We start from the raw sequence: 16088 nt of genomic DNA, 5'->3' as shown, positions 1-16088 counted from the left end.
GCCAACAAGCAGCTTGCAGAATGGGATAAAGAACTGAATCAGTTACACGAGCGCAACGGCGATTTAGGGCTGAAGGTGCAGATGTTGGAGCAAGAGCTCAAGGAAGTGCGGCGCGATCGGGAGGGACTTGAGACAGAACTCTCCGACCTGAGACAAAAATCAAAAAATGATGCAGCCAGGAAAAATTTTCCCGATTTCCCAGAGCCGGCCGACTTGCTCAACCAGTTGAAAGCGCGGCGCAAAAAGTCGAGGGCAGACTTGGCTGACATGGAGGCACTGTTGGAGATACTCAGCTACTTAGAAGAGTCGGACTGAGCGAAAGATGAGCGGAAAGTCAAATGTCCAAGAAGGTAATAAATCTGAAACCCGTTACCCGTGAAGAGTTAAAAGCAATCGGGATGACAGGATTTGAACCTGCGACCCCCTCGTCCCGAACGAGGTGCGCTACCAAGCTGCGCTACATCCCGAAATTAGTCACTAGATTTTAAGCTTATCACATTCAAGTAAAAATTTAGCAACCTCGTATATAATTATTTGTAAAACACTACTCAGGCGGAGACAGACGTGACAGTTAAGCCCCAGTGGTTGCGAGTTAAAGCCCCCCAGTGGGAGCGCGTCGGCAACGTCAAAGAAATTTTGCGGGATTTATCCCTGAATACGGTTTGCGAGGAGGCGTCGTGTCCGAACATCGGCGAATGCTTCAACGCAGGTACTGCGACATTTTTGATTATGGGCCCGGCTTGTACCCGCGCCTGTCCTTACTGCGACATCGATTTTGAGAAAAAGCCCCAACCTTTAGATCCCACAGAACCCCAAAGATTGGCCCAAGCGGTGCAGCGGCTTAAACTCAACCACGTCGTGATTACCTCTGTCAACCGGGACGATTTGCCGGATGGGGGCGCGTCTCAGTTTGTCGAGTGCATTCAAGCAGTGCGATCGGCGATGCCCGATACAACTATAGAAGTTTTGATTCCCGACTTGTGTGGCAACTGGCAAGCTTTAGAAATTATTCTCGCAGCCGGGCCAGAGGTACTCAACCACAATACCGAAACCGTAAAGCGACTTTACCGGAAGGTGCGGCCGCAAGGAAAGTACGATCGCACCTTGGAACTATTGCAGCGAAGCCGCGAACTCGCACCTGGGGTTTACACCAAATCCGGCATCATGGTGGGACTCGGAGAAACAGACGCCGAAATTCGGGAGGCGATGCAGGACTTACGGGCTGTCGGCTGCGATATTTTAACAGTTGGACAGTACCTGCAACCGACTCAAAAGCACTTGAACGTAGAAAACTTTGTGCCTCCAGAACAGTTTGATGCTTGGAGAAAGTTTGGCGAATCTTTGGGATTCTTGCAAGTTGTCGCTTCTCCCTTAACTCGCAGTTCCTATCACGCCGAACAGGTGAGGGAACTGATGAAACTTTACCCACGCTAGCAATTTTAATTTGAGTTGACTCGCGCCCGTTAGCGAAGCCCTCGAAGAGGATCGCACCATTCTCAGTAAGATAGGATTGAGCCACTCGCCCACAAAGAAACCGGGTTTTTTAACCGAGATTTAGGGCTTTAATCAAGTATTTTGGTGAAAAAACCCGGTTTCGACGCACCCCTACGTCCAGGGCTTTAAGACCCGATCGAGTCAACAGCAACGAAAAACCTGCGCTTTCTGTGACGGCATGGTGCAAAAAACCCCGTTTCTGATGCTGGGGTTCTCGGCCTGATGTTAAGCCCGAAGCAGCAGCCCATAGCAAAACAATTATCGGTCGATCGCCCCCTCAAACTCATGACTTACGCAAAAGACATCGAGAAACCCGGTTTTTGCGTCAGCCAATAACTCGGTACAGGGGACTCTAGCAACTCTGAGACCCATATTCTATAATGGATTAAACTTCCGCGCTCACGGCAGCGTATTTAATCAAGAGCGCCGAGTTATATAAAGTTTTATTAAAAAAATGGCTAATTTTCCGAAGTGATCGGGAACCAGGTAATCGGTGATGAAGATTAACTTAACTTCTGACTAACGTCACTTGTTTATAGCGAGTCACTATCTATACTAGCTACATAAACAAAGAAGTACAACACACTTTTCGGGCCTTCAACCTGTTACATCAGAAAGTTCTTAGCGTTTTCCAGAATCTTGGTAAAACAAGTGGGGCAGCAAAAGTTCGATCTCTCCAACAGCAAAAAAGTCAGGAAAGTTACTAAAGAAACACAAAGCGGTGATGCTTCGTCTTAACCAAGTGGGCATCTTAATTATAAATAACCGCCAAGCGTAGCATCTTTTCACCGGAGCCACTGAGAAAATCACTATGCCAGCCACCTCTTTTTACGCTGAAGCTGAATTCGACGAACAACTGCGAGTCAATCCCTTGCCAGGTGATGTGTTGGATGAAGATGTTGAAGAAGCTGGAGACGAACTGCTCGACCAAGACCCAGCAGAGACAGAAGATGCAGACCCAGCAGCCAAATTGCAAAAAAATGCCAACCGTCGCACTACAGATTTAGTGCGCCTGTACCTCCAAGAAATAGGTCGGGTTCGTCTCTTGGGTAGAGACGAAGAAGTCTCGGAAGCTCAAAAAGTTCAGCGCTATATCAAATTGCTGGAATTACGCAACACCGTCGCCTCCCAGGAAGAAGGGCTAATTGCGCGTTTCGTGCATTTAATTGAAGTGCGCGATCGCTTGTCCGCACAGTTGGGACACAAACCTTCCTTGGAACGCTGGGCATTAACTGCCGGCGTCGGTGACGTGCCAGAACTCAAGCGAATTATGGCCGAAGGCAAGCGCCAGTGGGCCGAGTTAGCCGAGATGACGGTTGAGACGATCGAAAGAGTTCAAGCTGAAGGCATCGAAGCGAAAGACCACATGATTAAGGCGAACCTGCGCCTGGTGGTTTCGGTGGCGAAAAAATATCAAAATCGCGGTTTAGAATTGCTCGACTTAATACAAGAAGGTACTCTCGGACTGGAGCGAGCTGTAGAAAAGTTTGACCCGACGCGGGGCTATCGGTTTAGCACCTATGCCTACTGGTGGATTCGGCAGGGAATTACGCGGGCGATCGCCACTCAAAGCCGCACCATTCGCCTCCCCGTCCACATCACCGAAAAACTGAACAAAATCAAAAAAGCCCAGCGCAAAATTTCTCAAGAAAAAGGTCGGACAGCGACGATCGAAGACATCGCTGTTGAGTTGGACATGACGGCGCCCCAAGTCCGAGAAGTTTTGCTGCGAGTCCCCCGTTCTGTTTCTTTGGAAACTAAAGTGGGCAACGAAAAAGATACAGAGTTGGGCGACTTGCTCGAAACCGACAGCATCTCCCCAGAAGAAATGCTGATGCGAGAAGCTCTGCACCGCGACTTGCAGCAATTGCTGGCAGATTTGACCAGCCGCGAGCGAGATGTAATTCTGATGCGCTTTGGTTTGGGTGACGGACACCCCTATTCGCTGGCAGAAATCGGTCGCGCCCTCGACTTGTCCCGCGAACGAGTGCGTCAAATTGAAGCCAAAGCTTTGCAAAAACTCCGCCAACCTAAGCGTCGCAACCGCGTCCGCGACTATCTGGAGTCTTTGACTTAAATTTGGGCGGTCAGTCAGCGCGATTAATCAGGGATCAAGGCATTTGGCACTTGTGCAGAAGGCATGAGGCATTCGGCAGAAGTAACAATATTTACTTCTCAACAGCTTCTCTGTCCTCTGCAGCAAGTCAATCGATTTTAGATTTTAGATTTTAGATTTTAGATTAAAGAATTGACCCCACGGATGAATCCGGGGGCTTGTATCCTGGATGCTTTCATATCGTTTCCGGTTCTATCGGAATGATTTAACCGCAGAGGGCGCAGAGAACGCAGAGGGAGAGAATACAGAGAGGAATAATTCCGATGCTACCGGATTTGATATCATTCATAAAGCTGGTTAAAAGTCAATAAATATCATAAACCAAATTTTTTCCTCAATCTTTTTTCAATAAGCTGCGATATTTGCAAAATATCTCGATCGTTGTGTATTATTGTCAATAGGCAGACTTTCTTGAGAGGGTCACTATGGCACTTTATACCGCGTCCTCATTCAAATCCGAACTCAATGACAAAGGCTGGCGGATGACTCCCCAACGGGAAACCATCTTGCACGTGTTTCAGAACCTCCCCAAAGGCAATCACCTGAGTGCGGAGGATTTGTACACTTTGTTAAAAAATCGCGGCGAAAACATTAGCTTGTCTACCATTTACCGAACTTTAAAGTTAATGGCAAGGATGAGCCTCCTCCGCGAACTCGAACTAGCAGAAGGTCACAAACACTATGAAATAAACCAGCCTTACCCGCATCACCACCACCACCTAGTCTGCGTTCAGTGCAACAGAACGATCGAATTTAACAACGATTCGATTTTGAAAATTGGCATGAAGCAAGCTGAAAAGTCTGGGTTGCACCTGCTAGACTGCCAGCTAACCATTCATACGGTGTGCCACGAAGCTTTGCGGATGGGATGGCCGTCTTTGGTTTCTAGCAATTGGTCTTGTCCGAGGTCGATCGCCCAAAACGGCAGCAGCGCCCCGGATTCAATCGAGTGACGGTACACTATTTTCGCATTTTAAGTACGGCTTGTTACAATTTTTAACAAAAATCGGTAGCCCAAGTGCGATCGCAGTTACGCGGAAACCGGGTTTCTTAGGAAAAATACATCATTTCAGGAATGAGTCGGAAAGCAGAAACCCGATTTCCTTGATGTAGCCGCAAGGCTGGGGCTAAAAAGTTTGGCTCAACAAATCGTCGCTGCTGACCCCGTAACTGCGCTGAGCTCGATCGAGGGCGTCTCTCGTGGGAGTATCAAAAACTCCGCTGATCGAGCCTGTGTAAAAGCCGAGGTCTTGCAGCCGCCTTTGTAATTGCTGAATGCTCGATCGACGAGAGTTGAAACTGCTGCTAATTGGAACAGCAGGAACAGCTACCCGCCCAGCTAATCCATTTTGGATCGCAGCCCAAGTCGCCGGAGTGGCAATACCCGTCGCCGGTGACAAATTGCGTTCCTGCTGAAACGACAGCACGGCAAACTCGGTTTCGGCTCCAAATACTCCGTTCACCGGGCCGGGGTTTTTGCCCAGACTTCTGAGCGCAGACTGAAGTTGTCGGACAGCAGGCCCAGTATCGCCCCGTCGCAAACCAGCGGCAATTTGCGGCACAGGCGCGGAGGCCTGCCTGTTGCCTTGCTGCAAAGCCGATCGAGTGCTGCGATCGACCCTTCCAGTCCCGAACATCCCGCTATCTCTCTGAAAACGGATCAAAGCTGCTTGCGTTGGTCGATCGAACCAACCGTGAATCTGGCTCCTGTAATAACCCAATTCTTGCAGCCGCCGCTGCACAAATTCTACTTCTCGGCCTCTGTCGCCCAACTCCAGAAAATCTCCGGCATTACTCTGTTGGTCATCTTCCTCAGTCCACGAGGTAATTTCAGCTTGCCTCATCTGGGCATCTATAGCAGTCAAAGTAGCAGTGTCAGCGCAGCCGTCAGAAACGAGATTGTAATCTTGCTGAAAACGAGTCACAGCGTAGAGAGTGCGTTCCCGAAACTTGCCGTCAACGCCGCCTTCAAAATAGCCCAAAGCTTTTAATTGCCGCTGGATCAAGTCTACCGTCGCCCCTCTGTCCCCGAACCGCAGCCCCTTGCAACCGCCATTTCCCGAAATATCCCCCGGAAGAGTAACGGGGGGAATCGGCCGGGTGGAACCAAACAGCAAAGCTAAAGTTTGCCTATTGGCAATTCCAGTCACCCGCAGTCGATTAATTCGCTGGAAGTATCTAACCGCATTTTGAGTAACTTCGCGAAAACTCCCTGTGGGATGGGCGCTGAAGTAGCCTAGCTGCTTTAACCTGCGCTGGAGAGCTGAAACATCTGCACCCGCGTCTCCAAAACGCAGCTCCCGATAATTTGTATAAATAGTATTAAAAGGTCGATCGTCCCCGGCAAAACTGTTGAGTGCGATCACAGTAGCTCGATCGGGCCTACCAGTCAGCGACAGTTGATAGTCTCGCTGAAAGTTAGTCAGCGCCTGTTTTGTTACCGGGCCGAGTTGACCTGTCGATGATCTGGGAAAATAACCGAGTTCCCGCAACCTGTCTTGAACAGAGCGCAAATTTGGATATCCCGGATCTATTTGAGCAAAAGCCGAACCGGCTGCACTCAAAACCGACAGCATCAAAGCCACAGACAGCAAACGGACGTAAGTCTGACTCGATAGGTTTTGCCACTTGGGCTCATCAAAAATTTTCGACTCGGCGGGTGCTTCGCAAACAAGAGCAAGTTCGAGGTAAGCAAGAGATTCCATAATTTTTTAGTGTGAAATTGTGGGTGGGTTGTGTGAGCAAACTGCCAAAAATCATTTTTAGCACGCTTGGCTTGGATTTTATCAACGCTAAGTTCTACTGGGAAAGCGCGAAGCACCCGTTTTTCTAAAAAATTTACTGTCAAAAATAATTACAGGTAACAACCAAGATAGCATTGCTGCTTCTAGAGACGCGAGACTCAGCAAAAAAGTTTGCAGGCATAGTCTTAGCCTTTAAGGTCAAAAGACAATTAAGTTCTGGGGTAGTGCTGGCTAATATTTTATCTGGCTGCCGCAGAAATTCCCACAAGACTTGGGCGCAGGTTGTCCTCACCTTAATTTGTTGTCGGGTAAAGAGCCTGAAATCGCAGGTTTTTTGTTAAGAAACGCGGCTTCTTCATGTGGCGAGTGCGTCTGGGAAAGTACCGCTGATTAACGAAAAAACTAGCCACTAAAAATCCCCACTTTTGCTAGTTGCAAATAGGGCGGGGATTTTTTGATAAGCTCACATCTTGCATCATTCTTAAGAACAGGCAAGATGCCTGTTCCACAAAGAGTGAATTTTCTTGTGGAATAGGCTTCTTGCCTGTTCATAAAAAGCTTATTGAGAATGGTGTAACATCTCGTAAGTTGACTGTGTATTAAAAAATCGACGCTCGCTTAAATTAAGCCGAACCGATCGCAAATTACAGCTACTCCTGCTGCAAAAACAGTAATTGCGAGGGCTACCAGCGGGTTTTGGCCTCTGCTCACGGCAAAAGAGGTAACGACCCCAGCTCCCAAAGCCGCAGTAACAGCAGCAGTCGCCAAATCTCGATCGGGACGTTTGTCGTACATATTTTTTATTGTTGCTAGCTCAATAGCAGAAAACTTACATCTTGTAATCCAAGCTACCACTCTTACCTGTTCAGCGGTGACAACAGCCTGGGTTTTGCAACTAACCTTAAAATTTTGCTAATTTTCTTAACATACTCTCCTGAATTACATAAGTTAAAATTATGTTTTTTCAAGTTTTTATGTTGACTTTGAGCTCTTGAAACCTTTTGTCTGCTGGGCTTTTATGTCAAATTCAGGATTTGGCAGGGGCGATCGCACCCGCAGTCTCAGCGCATCAAACTGCAATCTCAAATATCGAAAATAAATTTAACTTGACTTTTTGCAATAAATGTGTATATAGCCCTTGGCAACAATACACAGGAAAAAACCCGGCGTTGGTGAACAATTTTCACACTGCGATTGGTTCGCTGCTCTCACAATGAGATGAGTATATTTGTTATCTAATTCCTATTCGCCCTCAATTCTTTCAGTATTGCCACCTTTGACCCAACCTTCGCGATTGCCATCCTCAATGCGAATTCGCTGCCACTCTTTGTCGGGCGACTCTTCCAAAACTACGACTCTTTCCTTGTAAGCAACACCGCCAATGCGGTTCGAGTCTCGGCTACCAGTATCGCGGAGAATTAAGCCGATCGGCTGAGTCACCATCGCGCGGTAAGCTCCCGGTTCCAGCGGTTTGGGAGACGGGGCATCGCTAGATGTAGAAACAGGGCTAGCCTGGGCTGTTGACTTCGGCGCAGCGCCCGCAACCTGAGCTGGTGTTTTGTCGTTGGAAAAAACAGGTTTTTCGGGGATAGTAGTTAGCTTAGCGGCAAAGTAAAGTGCAGCAGCCACGCTAGCACCTGCCATCAGGACGATCGCGAGCAGAAAACCCACTAAAAATTTGAAAACGCTATATACAGTGTTCATAAAACCGCAAATGAAGGAAGTTCGGCAACGGATGCTGTAACGGATGTAACGGATGTCAGGCAGAAGGCAGAAGGCAGAGGGCAGAAGGAAGAAGGAAGAAGGAAGAAGGAAGAAGGTTGAGTGTTGACTGCTGAATATTGAGTAAAATCTGGTAACTGCCCACTGACAAGTGATTACGAACTACTGACTACTGACTTCAAAAGGTTAGCCTTGAATCCGGCGGCTCAGACTGCCGTATCTAGAAGCAAGGCGAGCTTTCCCAGCAGCGGCCCAATCTTGGAGAAACTGGATTTGTTCTTGAGCCGTTCTGGCTAAGGGCACCATCTGACTAGCTGATTCTAAAATATCATCAGTGGTAAAGTCTCGATTTTGGCTAAACCCAATGTGCATTGCTTCAATCAAAGTTTGCTCGATTTCGGCCCCTGAAAAATCGGGAGTTTCGTAAGCCAAGCGCTCTACATCGTAATTTTTGATGCTGTGCGATCGCAACCGCAACAAATGTACCTCAAAAATCGCCCGCCGTTCCTCCTGGCTGGGCAAACCCACAAAAAATATTTCGTCAAACCTGCCTTTTCTCAGCATTTCTGGCGGCAAAGACTGGATGTTGTTGGCTGTTGCGACTACAAACACCGGCGAAGTTTTTTCTGCCAACCAAGTAATAAATGTCCCGAACACCCGGCTGGTTGTCCCGGAATCCCCTTTACCGTCTAATCCGGCAAAAGCTTTGTCAATCTCGTCAATCCACAACACGCAGGGGGCCAAAGCTTCCGCTAGCTGAATCATTTGCCTGGTGCGGGATTCCGATTCTCCGACTAATCCGGCAAACAAGCGCCCGACATCCAACCGCAGTAAAGGCAAATGCCAGTGGTGGGCGATCGCCTTTGCTGTTAAGGATTTTCCGGTTCCTTGAATTCCGACTAACAACAAACCTCTGGGATGGGGCAAACCGTATTGGCGAGCTCGATCGGTAAAAGCACCGCCACGTCGCAGCAGCCATTCTTTGAGATTGTCCAAACCGCCGATATCGGAAATATTTTCGCGGGCAGGGTAAAAATCCAGAATTTGAGTTTGGCGAATTGTTTGGCGCTTTTCTTCTAAAATCAGTTCCGCGTCGTCGGAATGGAGTTCGCCTCTGGTGGCGATCGCCTTGGCCAAAACTCGACGGATTCGTTCGATCGACAGCCCTTGACAGCAGCGTACTATTTCGTCCAGCAAACGCCCCTCAATGGCTTGTCCGGTAGCCCCTAATAGCCTTTCTACCTCAATTTTGATTTCCGCCGCCGCAGGCAGGGGAAACTCCAAAACAGTCATCACTTCGCTGAGGTCTTCGGGGATCGAAACTAGAGGAGATATGATGACAATATTTTTGGGTACTGATTTGAGGAGTCTCGCCAAATTCCGCAGCTTGCGGGAAATCGAGACATCTTCCAAAAACCGCTGAAAGTCGCGCAGAATAAAAATTGCCGGCGCGCTGGCGGGCAATTTTTCGAGAAATTCCAAAGCTTGGAGCGGGTTGCGCTTGCCAAAACCTGTATCGTTGGGATTGCCTTGGTAGCCATCAACAAAATCCCAGATGTAGACGGCGCGAGAACCTTGTTTTTTGGCACTTTGGGCGATCGCGGCTTCTACGCGCTCTTCTTCCCGTGTGGGAATGTAAATTAGGGGGTAGCGCGATCGCAGGAGTAGTTCAAACTCGTCGCTAAAAATAGTCATTAGTCAGTTGTCAGTGGTTAGTTGTTAGTTGTCAGTGGTTATTTGTTATTTGTTCTTTGTTATTTCTTATTAGCTAATGCCAACTGCCCACTGCCAACTGCCCAATGCCAACTGACTAAGGCAATTGCCGTTTAAGTGCTTCCAGAGACGCCCAGCGACTGTCTGAGACTGTTTCGGTGCTTTCTGTATTGGCATCATCAGTTAAAGAAATTCCCGGACATTCAATATCGCATATCTGTTTGTGCGGCAGTTCCAAACACATTTGCTCGTACACCCAATCGCCCGGAGAGAAATAGCCACCTGGGGACAAATTTTCCACCAAATCTTCTAAAGCCACTTCTATTTCTGCTGAACTGGAATCTGTTTGATTTGCTGTTTCTTCGAGCCAGATTAGTTCCGATGAGTTGAGTGCCAAACGATGATTGTATTGTTTCAAGCATCTGTGGCAGGTGAGAGTAACTATTGTTTCTGCTTTCGCCTTCACCTCAAGATAATTCCCTTGGTGAGTCACTTGCAGTCGTCCTCGCACCGGAGTAAGAGTTTCTAAATCGGGGATAAATTCTTCAAAATCAATGACCTCTTTCCGCTCACTTTTTGTGAGGAGATGAGGGATATAAATTGTCTCCATAATCTTTTGCCTTCCTACTTCTTGAATTCAAAGGTCAAAAGGAATAGTTAATTTTTAACTTCTTCCTTCTTCCTTCTTCCTTCTTCCTTCTTTAGCGTCAGCGCAGCCGCACTACCAAACGCCGATCGGGTTCTTGTCCTTGACTGTAAGTTTCTATATCCTCACATTCGCTCAAAAAGCTGTGGACTTGACGGCGTTCTGCCGAAGACAGCGATTTTATTTCAACTTCAACTCCCGTCGATCGGGCTTGATCTGCTGCGTACTCTGCCATCGATCGCAATTCTTCTTGGCGGCGGATGCGATAGCCATTTAGTTCAACTGTATAAGGAATTGACTCCTCTACTTCCTGACCTATATTCTGAACCGTGTTACAGAGGTACTGAATGGCATCTATTACATTACCGTTTGGCCCGACTAAGATTGCAACTTGTTCGGGAGTCAGATTGCTTTCATCTATTGTCATCCAATAGCAATCTTTTTGTTGTTCGCATACCACTTTTGAAGGAATTGCGGACAGTTGTAGCAATTCTTCTAACCATGCCTGTCCGCGCTGCATTTGAGAGTCTTTCATTGTTGTTAAAATCAAGCCTTTTTCTTAGAACGCTTGGGCTCAAAGGGAAGTGCATCTAATCCTTGTTCTTTTTGGGTTTTCGCCTCTGCTTCGTCCACTATTTTTTGGAGGTTTTCGGGCAGCGGTTCTCGCGACAAAATAAACGATTGAACTGTTTGGAAGATGTTAGCAATCAGCATATACATCAACACGCCGGCGGGCAGCGGGAAGAACAAAAACATCCCTGAAAATATGACTGGCGTCAGTTTGTTAACTGTAGCCTGTTGGGGGTTGTCGTTTGGCCCTTGTGCTTGTCCTGAAAGGGTTTGGTTGATGTACAAACTGATGCCGAAGCCCAGGATCATCACCAAAATATCCCAGTGGAGTGTACCGTCTGAGTCGATCGCGCCAACGCGGCCTAGAGCTTCAATAAACAGGAATCCTTTGTTACTAGCCAATCCGGGGATTGTGCCTTGAACTGTGGCTTCACCGGGCGCTAAGGCTGTGATGTTGCCCTGTTCATCTACCTTGACAGTTTCTTCGCCTTTGATGACTTTCCAGCCGGGTTCAAAGTCGATTTCGCTCTTATTTTCTGCAGCTAAAACTTTTAGAGGTTTGCCCTCTGGGGTTTGAAAATTTATCTTTGTTGTGTCGCCGACTGCGATTTTGTCGCCCCCTGGAATTACCCCCACAACTGGAGCATGAAAAGTACCTGTGACGTAAATATTTTGGGGCGGTGTAGCAAAAGCTTGCGGTTGAACATTTTCGATTTGTTCTTTGGGCAAAACTTGAACGTTAACGCTGTAATTTATGTCAGAAAACGGCGAACCCCTGAGCGTTGCAAACAGTGCAAACAGCACTGGCATTTGCAGCACTAAGGGGAAGCATCCTGCTAGAGGATTACCAAATTCTTTGTATACTTTGCTCATTTCCTCCTGCTGTTTGGCAGGATTGTCTTTATAGAGTTTTTGAATTTGATCTACTCGCTCTTTCATCAATGGCTGCGCTACTTTCATGCGCCGCATATTGCGAAGAGAGCCTGCGTTGAGAGGATAAAGAGCAAAGCGAATCACGAGCGTCAGAGCTACGATCGCTAAACCGTAGCTTGGCACGATCCCGTAGAAAAAATCTAGGATCGGAAGCATGAGGTTGTTGGAGAGAAACGAGATACCGAAATCCATTCGCTTTGAGTTAATTTAGGTGCTCTATGTTTGCTGTTGAGAACTATTTTTACCCGCTGAAGGCGAGCCGCCTCAATTTTTAGGGTTTTGTCTCTATCTTAGGACATTGCCCGTCGATCGACCGCCCGGTCTGCGGGTTTGTTTTAATGAGTTTGCCAATACTCGCACTGAATTGGGCCTCTAATCTGGGTGAAAGCGGTTCGGTTATTTAGCTTGGGCCGCGTTTGCTTTTTGAGCGGCTGCGGGCAGTTTTTCGTTAATGTAGTCATACATTGCTCGAAATTTCGGCATAGCTCTGAGTTCCAAGCGGCTGCCATTTTTCATGGTGAGCACCATGTCTCCGTAAGTCCCGAAACCGCGAGGTACTGTGACGATTTTGACTATATCTGAGTAGATAACGTCTGTCTGTTCGCCCCCCATCCAACCGCTAGTTACGGACACTCGGCGGCTCGTGATCCGATACCGCAGCCACAGAGCCCGGACAATTGCTCCTACTGCTAGGGGGATTCCCACCACAGTCAGCCCCAGGAGTAAATTGAGGATCAAGTCTCCGGGCGCGGGGCCGCCTTCATAATATACTTCCTCTCGAATTCCCATCTAGTACCTCGGCTTCTACCAACAACTGCTCTAATTCTTGCAGAATTTCTGCATAATTGCACTCTTGTGCGATCGGACGCACGACAATTACTAAATCCCACCCGAATTTTAATCGGGGCAATAGCTGTCGCAAAGCTGCCCGAATCTGACGCTTAATCCGATTGCGGACTACAGCGCGTTTGCTGACTTTCAGGCTGATGGAAATGCCTGTGCGAGTTGGCTGCAAGGATTTTTCGGCTGTCGGTTTCGCAAAGTCGGCGCTTTTTGGTTTACGCAGAGCTTTTAAGCTGAAATGGGCCGAGTTACGGCGCATTCCCTTGCGGTATACGGCGCTGAAGTCTTTTCGGTGCTTAAGTCGGTTTGTATCGGGCAACATGGCGTAGGGCGATCGTTGAGGCCTCTCAACCTTGATGCAGTGCTAGACTGCGAGGCGGTGGCGACCTTTGCTGCGGCGAGCTTTGATTACCAATCGACCGGTTACGGTACGCATTCTGGCGCGAAAACCGGATGTTCTTTTTCTTTTGCGGCTGGTTCCGTGCAGGGTTTGCTGTGTCATTTTGATTTCTCCCGGCTTGTTACTTTACTTTTGATTAATATTCACAATCTTCTAGTATACCATAGAAGGGTTTTCTTGGCAATTAGATTTTTCCGATTTGAATCGATCGCCACTCATCACAAAGCAACAATACGTTTTCTAGCTGGTGAACGAGATTTCGGTTGGGTTTTCACTATAGCAATCCTCGCATCATTCATGAGGATTTGTAGGGGTAGTGCTACCCCTACAAGAATTATGGAAATGATGCGAGGATCGCTATACCAGATACCTAACTTTTTAAGATGATATTGCAAGGGCGATCGCCTTTAACCGAAAATAATCAAATTCCCGACTTCTCAAACTTCTCCAACTCCCAGAAGTCCGGGATTTCTGCTGCTAGTCGGCCTTAACCCTAAACAACTCAAATCCCCGACTTATAAATTCATCCGTGTATCCGTGTCCAAGTATTTATTAAGACTGCTGTTTTTAAGAGTGCGTAGTATTTTGCGGTTATTTATAATTTAGTAGAGGTAGAGGCTCCTGCGTTTCATCCAAAAGAGCGATTTGTCGGTTTAGGAAAGATTGACGATCGCCCGATCGATTCTCAGAAGCGTTCTTGATCGGGCTGTGAAATTCCAGTCATTGACTTGTCTCGGATTTCAGCTACTAGCGGCGGTAGGACGTTTTGCAGTTCCCTACCTGCATCTGTCAGCCGCGCGTGGATCTCTCCCGGCGGACTAGGCCTGTTTCTTCCATGCGATCGATCGCGCCTGTCAGCGTCTGGCCTACCTCTTGCAGTTTGTCGCCAATGCTGGAAGTCGGCAAACCGTCTTCTTGCCACAAGCCCCAAAGGGTGCAAGTCAGTTTTTTGGCGATCGAATGCTACGCTAAAAGCGGGAATCCACCCTCTGCCGGATATGTTAACAATTCTTAATTGTTCTTAAACTAGAAAGAGTAAATCTAGTTCGCGATCTGAATTTATGTTGCTTCCAGCCGACCAGCGCACCAAGTTAGATGACACCGACGACAATTTGTTCTACTCCTATCCTCGGTTTGTAACGCACGTAGACGATGGATTCATTCAGCAACTAACCGATTTGTATCGGGAACGGCTGAAACCGAATACTCGGGTCTTTGATATGATGAGCAGTTGGGTTTCTCACTTGCCCGACGAGATGCAATTTGCCCATGTTGAAGGGCACGGCATGAATGAAGAAGAGTTGGCAAAAAATCGCAGACTGAATCATTATTTCGTGCAGAATTTGAACGCAAATCCCAAATTGCCACTGCCGGATGCAGAGTTTGACGCCGTTGTCAACTGTGTTTCGGTACAGTATTTGCAGCACCCGGATGCGATTTTTGCCGAGATTCACCGCATTTTGAAGCCTGGTGGCGTAGCAATTATGAGCTTTTCCAACCGGATGTTTTATCAAAAGGCGATCGCGGCTTGGCGGGAAGGTTCCGAGGGCGATCGGGTAGAATTAGTCAAGAGTTACTTTGATTCTGTCAAAGGAGCGAATATACCCGGATTTAGCAAGCCGGAAGTAATTGCTCGCAAGCCTAACTTGCCGAGTTTTATGCAAATGCTGCGAATACCAAGCGGCGATCCATTTTATGCGGTAGTTGCTTACCGCCAAAGTTAGGATTTTTTGGCTGTAAGGACTTTAGGACTTTAGGTGAAGATTGAAAGCACTAAAGTCCTTACTACAAACCGATCCAAAGCTACGCTCTTTAGGTTAGGATATATTTAATATGTGCTCCTAAAATATGGAAAACGAACTTTTGCAGCGCATCACACTCGATCCAAATATCTGCCACGGAAAACCCTGTATTCGCGGTCTCCGATATCCAGTAGAGTTAATTCTTGAATTACTCAGTTCTCGTATGAATGCTAAAGAAATTGTAGATGACTATGACGATTTAGAACATGAGGATATTCTAGCTGCTTTGCTATTTGCCGCGCGGCTGACTCAAGTGAAAAGCATATACTGAGTATTGTAGTTCATCAGTAATCATAAAGTAGGGTAACACCTTGATATGAAACCATACCAGCAAATAGCGATCGACGAATGTGGCGAACCTTTAGTCCCTATTCCAACAGAACATTTTGTCTTTGAAATGCCGCACCCTTATCAAAAGTTGGGTGCTCCCTATCACAATAGCAAAGCAGATTCGCCTTACTATTTGCGGCAAGGAGTTGTAGATAGTTTAATCGCAGCTCAAACCCAGCTACAGCAAAATCATCAAAATTGGAAAATTCTGATATTTGACGCTTATCGACCCGTGGAAGTGCAGCAATTTATGGTAGATTATACTTTTAATCAAATTGCCATAGCTCAAGGCTGCGAATTTCCGGTTTCCGAAGACAAACGCCAAGTGATTATAGAACACGTATATCAATTTTGGGCACTACCCAGCCTCGATCGCGCGACGCCTCCCCCTCACAGTACAGGTGCAGCTTTAGATATAACTTTAGTGGATGAAAATAATCGGCAAATTGATATGGGTTCTCCGATTGATGAAATATCAGAACGTTCTTATCCCGATTATTTTGGTAATAGCAAGGAGCCGCACAAACAGGAATATCACCGCCACAGGCACATATTAAAAAATGCGATGATAGCTGCGGGTTTTCAGCAGCATCCTAACGAATGGTGGCATTTTTGTCTGGGCGATCAGATGTGGGCTTGGTTGACAAATCAAAACAATAATGGTAGTCAATTTTTGGCCCGATACGGTCGCTATTAAAAGGGTACGCAATTAAATCGGGACTCGCGCCCTCGCAACCTTAAGAAACCTGGTTTCTTGACAAAAAACCTCAGATTT

The 16088-nt window shown here is 47.3% G+C and carries 17 protein-coding genes, 1 tRNA gene and 1 pseudogene; 7 read left to right on the top strand and 12 right to left on the bottom strand.

Going from position 1 to position 16088, the window contains the following annotated elements:
• Positions 1–315: hypothetical protein (locus tag QUB39_RS26980; RefSeq protein WP_333057964.1), on the top strand; the 315-nt coding region annotated here is incomplete at its 5' end.
• Between the two features lie 78 nt (positions 316–393).
• Here QUB39_RS26980 and QUB39_RS26975 read toward each other — a convergent pair.
• Positions 394–467, bottom strand: a tRNA-Pro gene (locus tag QUB39_RS26975).
• 91 nt (positions 468–558) lie between these two features.
• Here QUB39_RS26975 and lipA point away from each other — a divergent pair.
• The 3 genes and pseudogenes from lipA to QUB39_RS26960 all read left to right on the top strand — a co-directional run.
• Positions 559–1434: pseudogene (lipA, locus tag QUB39_RS26970) on the top strand (lipoyl synthase); the annotation flags it as partial.
• Between the two features lie 871 nt (positions 1435–2305).
• Positions 2306–3571 carry an RNA polymerase sigma factor SigC gene (gene sigC, locus QUB39_RS26965; RefSeq protein WP_333057963.1) on the top strand — a complete coding sequence of 422 codons (1266 nt, stop codon included), beginning with the start codon at positions 2306–2308 and terminating at the stop codon, positions 3569–3571.
• 464 nt (positions 3572–4035) lie between these two features.
• On the top strand, positions 4036–4563 hold the full coding sequence (locus QUB39_RS26960) for a transcriptional repressor (protein ID WP_006632310.1): 528 nt from the start codon (positions 4036–4038) through the stop codon (positions 4561–4563).
• A 174-nt stretch (positions 4564–4737) separates the two neighbouring features.
• Here QUB39_RS26960 and QUB39_RS26955 read toward each other — a convergent pair whose 3' ends face one another.
• The 11 genes from QUB39_RS26955 to QUB39_RS26905 all read right to left on the bottom strand — a co-directional run bounded on the left by QUB39_RS26955 (position 4738) and on the right by QUB39_RS26905 (position 14105).
• A complete protein-coding gene (locus tag QUB39_RS26955; protein ID WP_333209830.1) occupies positions 4738–6315 on the bottom strand; it encodes a peptidoglycan-binding protein in 1578 nt (525 codons plus the stop codon).
• Positions 6316–6972: 657 nt separating this feature from the next.
• Positions 6973–7149 (bottom strand): hypothetical protein, encoded by a 177-nt coding sequence (locus tag QUB39_RS26950; protein WP_293253839.1) that lies wholly within the window; start codon positions 7147–7149, stop codon positions 6973–6975.
• Between the two features lie 447 nt (positions 7150–7596).
• The gene (locus tag QUB39_RS26945) at positions 7597–8058 is read right to left on the bottom strand and encodes an SH3 domain-containing protein (RefSeq protein WP_333057961.1); all 462 of its coding nucleotides are present in this window, start codon (positions 8056–8058) and stop codon (positions 7597–7599) included.
• 204 nt (positions 8059–8262) lie between these two features.
• Entirely contained in the window at positions 8263–9771 is a 1509-nt protein-coding gene (locus tag QUB39_RS26940; RefSeq protein WP_333057960.1) for an AAA family ATPase, read from the bottom strand.
• A 115-nt stretch (positions 9772–9886) separates the two neighbouring features.
• Positions 9887–10399 (bottom strand): YceD family protein, encoded by a 513-nt coding sequence (locus QUB39_RS26935; RefSeq protein ID WP_333057959.1) that lies wholly within the window; start codon positions 10397–10399, stop codon positions 9887–9889.
• Positions 10400–10496: 97 nt separating this feature from the next.
• Positions 10497–10970, bottom strand: coding sequence for a R3H domain-containing nucleic acid-binding protein (locus QUB39_RS26930; RefSeq protein ID WP_333039170.1), 474 nt, complete (start codon positions 10968–10970; stop codon positions 10497–10499).
• Between the two features lie 11 nt (positions 10971–10981).
• Entirely contained in the window at positions 10982–12130 is a 1149-nt protein-coding gene (gene yidC, locus QUB39_RS26925) for a membrane protein insertase YidC (protein WP_333057958.1), read from the bottom strand.
• Between the two features lie 204 nt (positions 12131–12334).
• Positions 12335–12727: a PH domain-containing protein gene (locus tag QUB39_RS26920; protein WP_333057957.1), complete on the bottom strand. Its 393-nt coding sequence runs from the start codon at positions 12725–12727 to the stop codon at positions 12335–12337.
• Complete coding sequence (gene rnpA, locus QUB39_RS26915; protein WP_333057956.1) at positions 12699–13103, bottom strand: ribonuclease P protein component; 405 nt, start codon at positions 13101–13103, stop codon at positions 12699–12701. Before rnpA ends, QUB39_RS26920 begins: the two co-directional genes overlap by 29 nt.
• A gap of 42 nt (positions 13104–13145) precedes the next feature.
• A complete protein-coding gene (gene rpmH / locus QUB39_RS26910; protein ID WP_015174196.1) occupies positions 13146–13283 on the bottom strand; it encodes a 50S ribosomal protein L34 in 138 nt (45 codons plus the stop codon).
• 687 nt (positions 13284–13970) lie between these two features.
• A complete protein-coding gene (locus QUB39_RS26905; protein WP_333231454.1) occupies positions 13971–14105 on the bottom strand; it encodes a MarR family transcriptional regulator in 135 nt (44 codons plus the stop codon).
• Positions 14106–14242: 137 nt separating this feature from the next.
• Between QUB39_RS26905 and QUB39_RS26900 the strand changes: the two genes are divergently transcribed.
• The 3 genes from QUB39_RS26900 to QUB39_RS26890 all read left to right on the top strand — a co-directional run bounded on the left by QUB39_RS26900 (position 14243) and on the right by QUB39_RS26890 (position 16010).
• Positions 14243–14905 (top strand): class I SAM-dependent methyltransferase, encoded by a 663-nt coding sequence (locus QUB39_RS26900; protein ID WP_333209826.1) that lies wholly within the window; start codon positions 14243–14245, stop codon positions 14903–14905.
• A gap of 124 nt (positions 14906–15029) precedes the next feature.
• Entirely contained in the window at positions 15030–15254 is a 225-nt protein-coding gene (locus tag QUB39_RS26895) for a DUF433 domain-containing protein (protein ID WP_333057949.1), read from the top strand.
• 45 nt (positions 15255–15299) lie between these two features.
• Positions 15300–16010, top strand: a complete 711-nt coding sequence (locus QUB39_RS26890; protein ID WP_333209824.1) for a M15 family metallopeptidase — start codon at positions 15300–15302, stop codon at positions 16008–16010.
• The last annotated feature ends 78 nt before the right edge of the window (positions 16011–16088 follow it).

Source organism: Microcoleus sp. AT8-B5 (assembly GCF_036705565.1).
In the GTDB taxonomy this organism is placed as follows: Bacteria; Cyanobacteriota; Cyanobacteriia; order Cyanobacteriales; family Microcoleaceae; genus Microcoleus.
Note: the sequence above shows the minus strand (reverse complement) of the source record. Positions and strands in the feature narration are given on the sequence as shown.

Bases quoted from the DNA above. Each gene is read 5' to 3' on its own strand.
- QUB39_RS26890 (WP_333209824.1), top strand. From the start codon at position 15,300: ATGAAACCATACCAGCAAATAGCGATCGACGAATGTGGCGAACCTTTA.
- QUB39_RS26955 (WP_333209830.1), bottom strand. From the start codon at position 6,315: ATGGAATCTCTTGCTTACCTCGAACTTGCTCTTGTTTGCGAAGCACCC.
- rpmH (WP_015174196.1), bottom strand. From the start codon at position 13,283: ATGACACAGCAAACCCTGCACGGAACCAGCCGCAAAAGAAAAAGAACA.
- QUB39_RS26935 (WP_333057959.1), bottom strand. From the start codon at position 10,399: ATGGAGACAATTTATATCCCTCATCTCCTCACAAAAAGTGAGCGGAAA.
- QUB39_RS26960 (WP_006632310.1), top strand. From the start codon at position 4,036: ATGGCACTTTATACCGCGTCCTCATTCAAATCCGAACTCAATGACAAA.
- QUB39_RS26920 (WP_333057957.1), bottom strand. From the start codon at position 12,727: ATGGGAATTCGAGAGGAAGTATATTATGAAGGCGGCCCCGCGCCCGGA.
- QUB39_RS26940 (WP_333057960.1), bottom strand. From the start codon at position 9,771: ATGACTATTTTTAGCGACGAGTTTGAACTACTCCTGCGATCGCGCTAC.
- sigC (WP_333057963.1), top strand. From the start codon at position 2,306: ATGCCAGCCACCTCTTTTTACGCTGAAGCTGAATTCGACGAACAACTG.
- rnpA (WP_333057956.1), bottom strand. From the start codon at position 13,103: ATGTTGCCCGATACAAACCGACTTAAGCACCGAAAAGACTTCAGCGCC.
- QUB39_RS26930 (WP_333039170.1), bottom strand. From the start codon at position 10,970: ATGAAAGACTCTCAAATGCAGCGCGGACAGGCATGGTTAGAAGAATTG.
- QUB39_RS26945 (WP_333057961.1), bottom strand. From the start codon at position 8,058: ATGAACACTGTATATAGCGTTTTCAAATTTTTAGTGGGTTTTCTGCTC.
- yidC (WP_333057958.1), bottom strand. From the start codon at position 12,130: ATGGATTTCGGTATCTCGTTTCTCTCCAACAACCTCATGCTTCCGATC.
- QUB39_RS26895 (WP_333057949.1), top strand. From the start codon at position 15,030: ATGGAAAACGAACTTTTGCAGCGCATCACACTCGATCCAAATATCTGC.
- QUB39_RS26950 (WP_293253839.1), bottom strand. From the start codon at position 7,149: ATGTACGACAAACGTCCCGATCGAGATTTGGCGACTGCTGCTGTTACT.
- QUB39_RS26900 (WP_333209826.1), top strand. From the start codon at position 14,243: ATGTTGCTTCCAGCCGACCAGCGCACCAAGTTAGATGACACCGACGAC.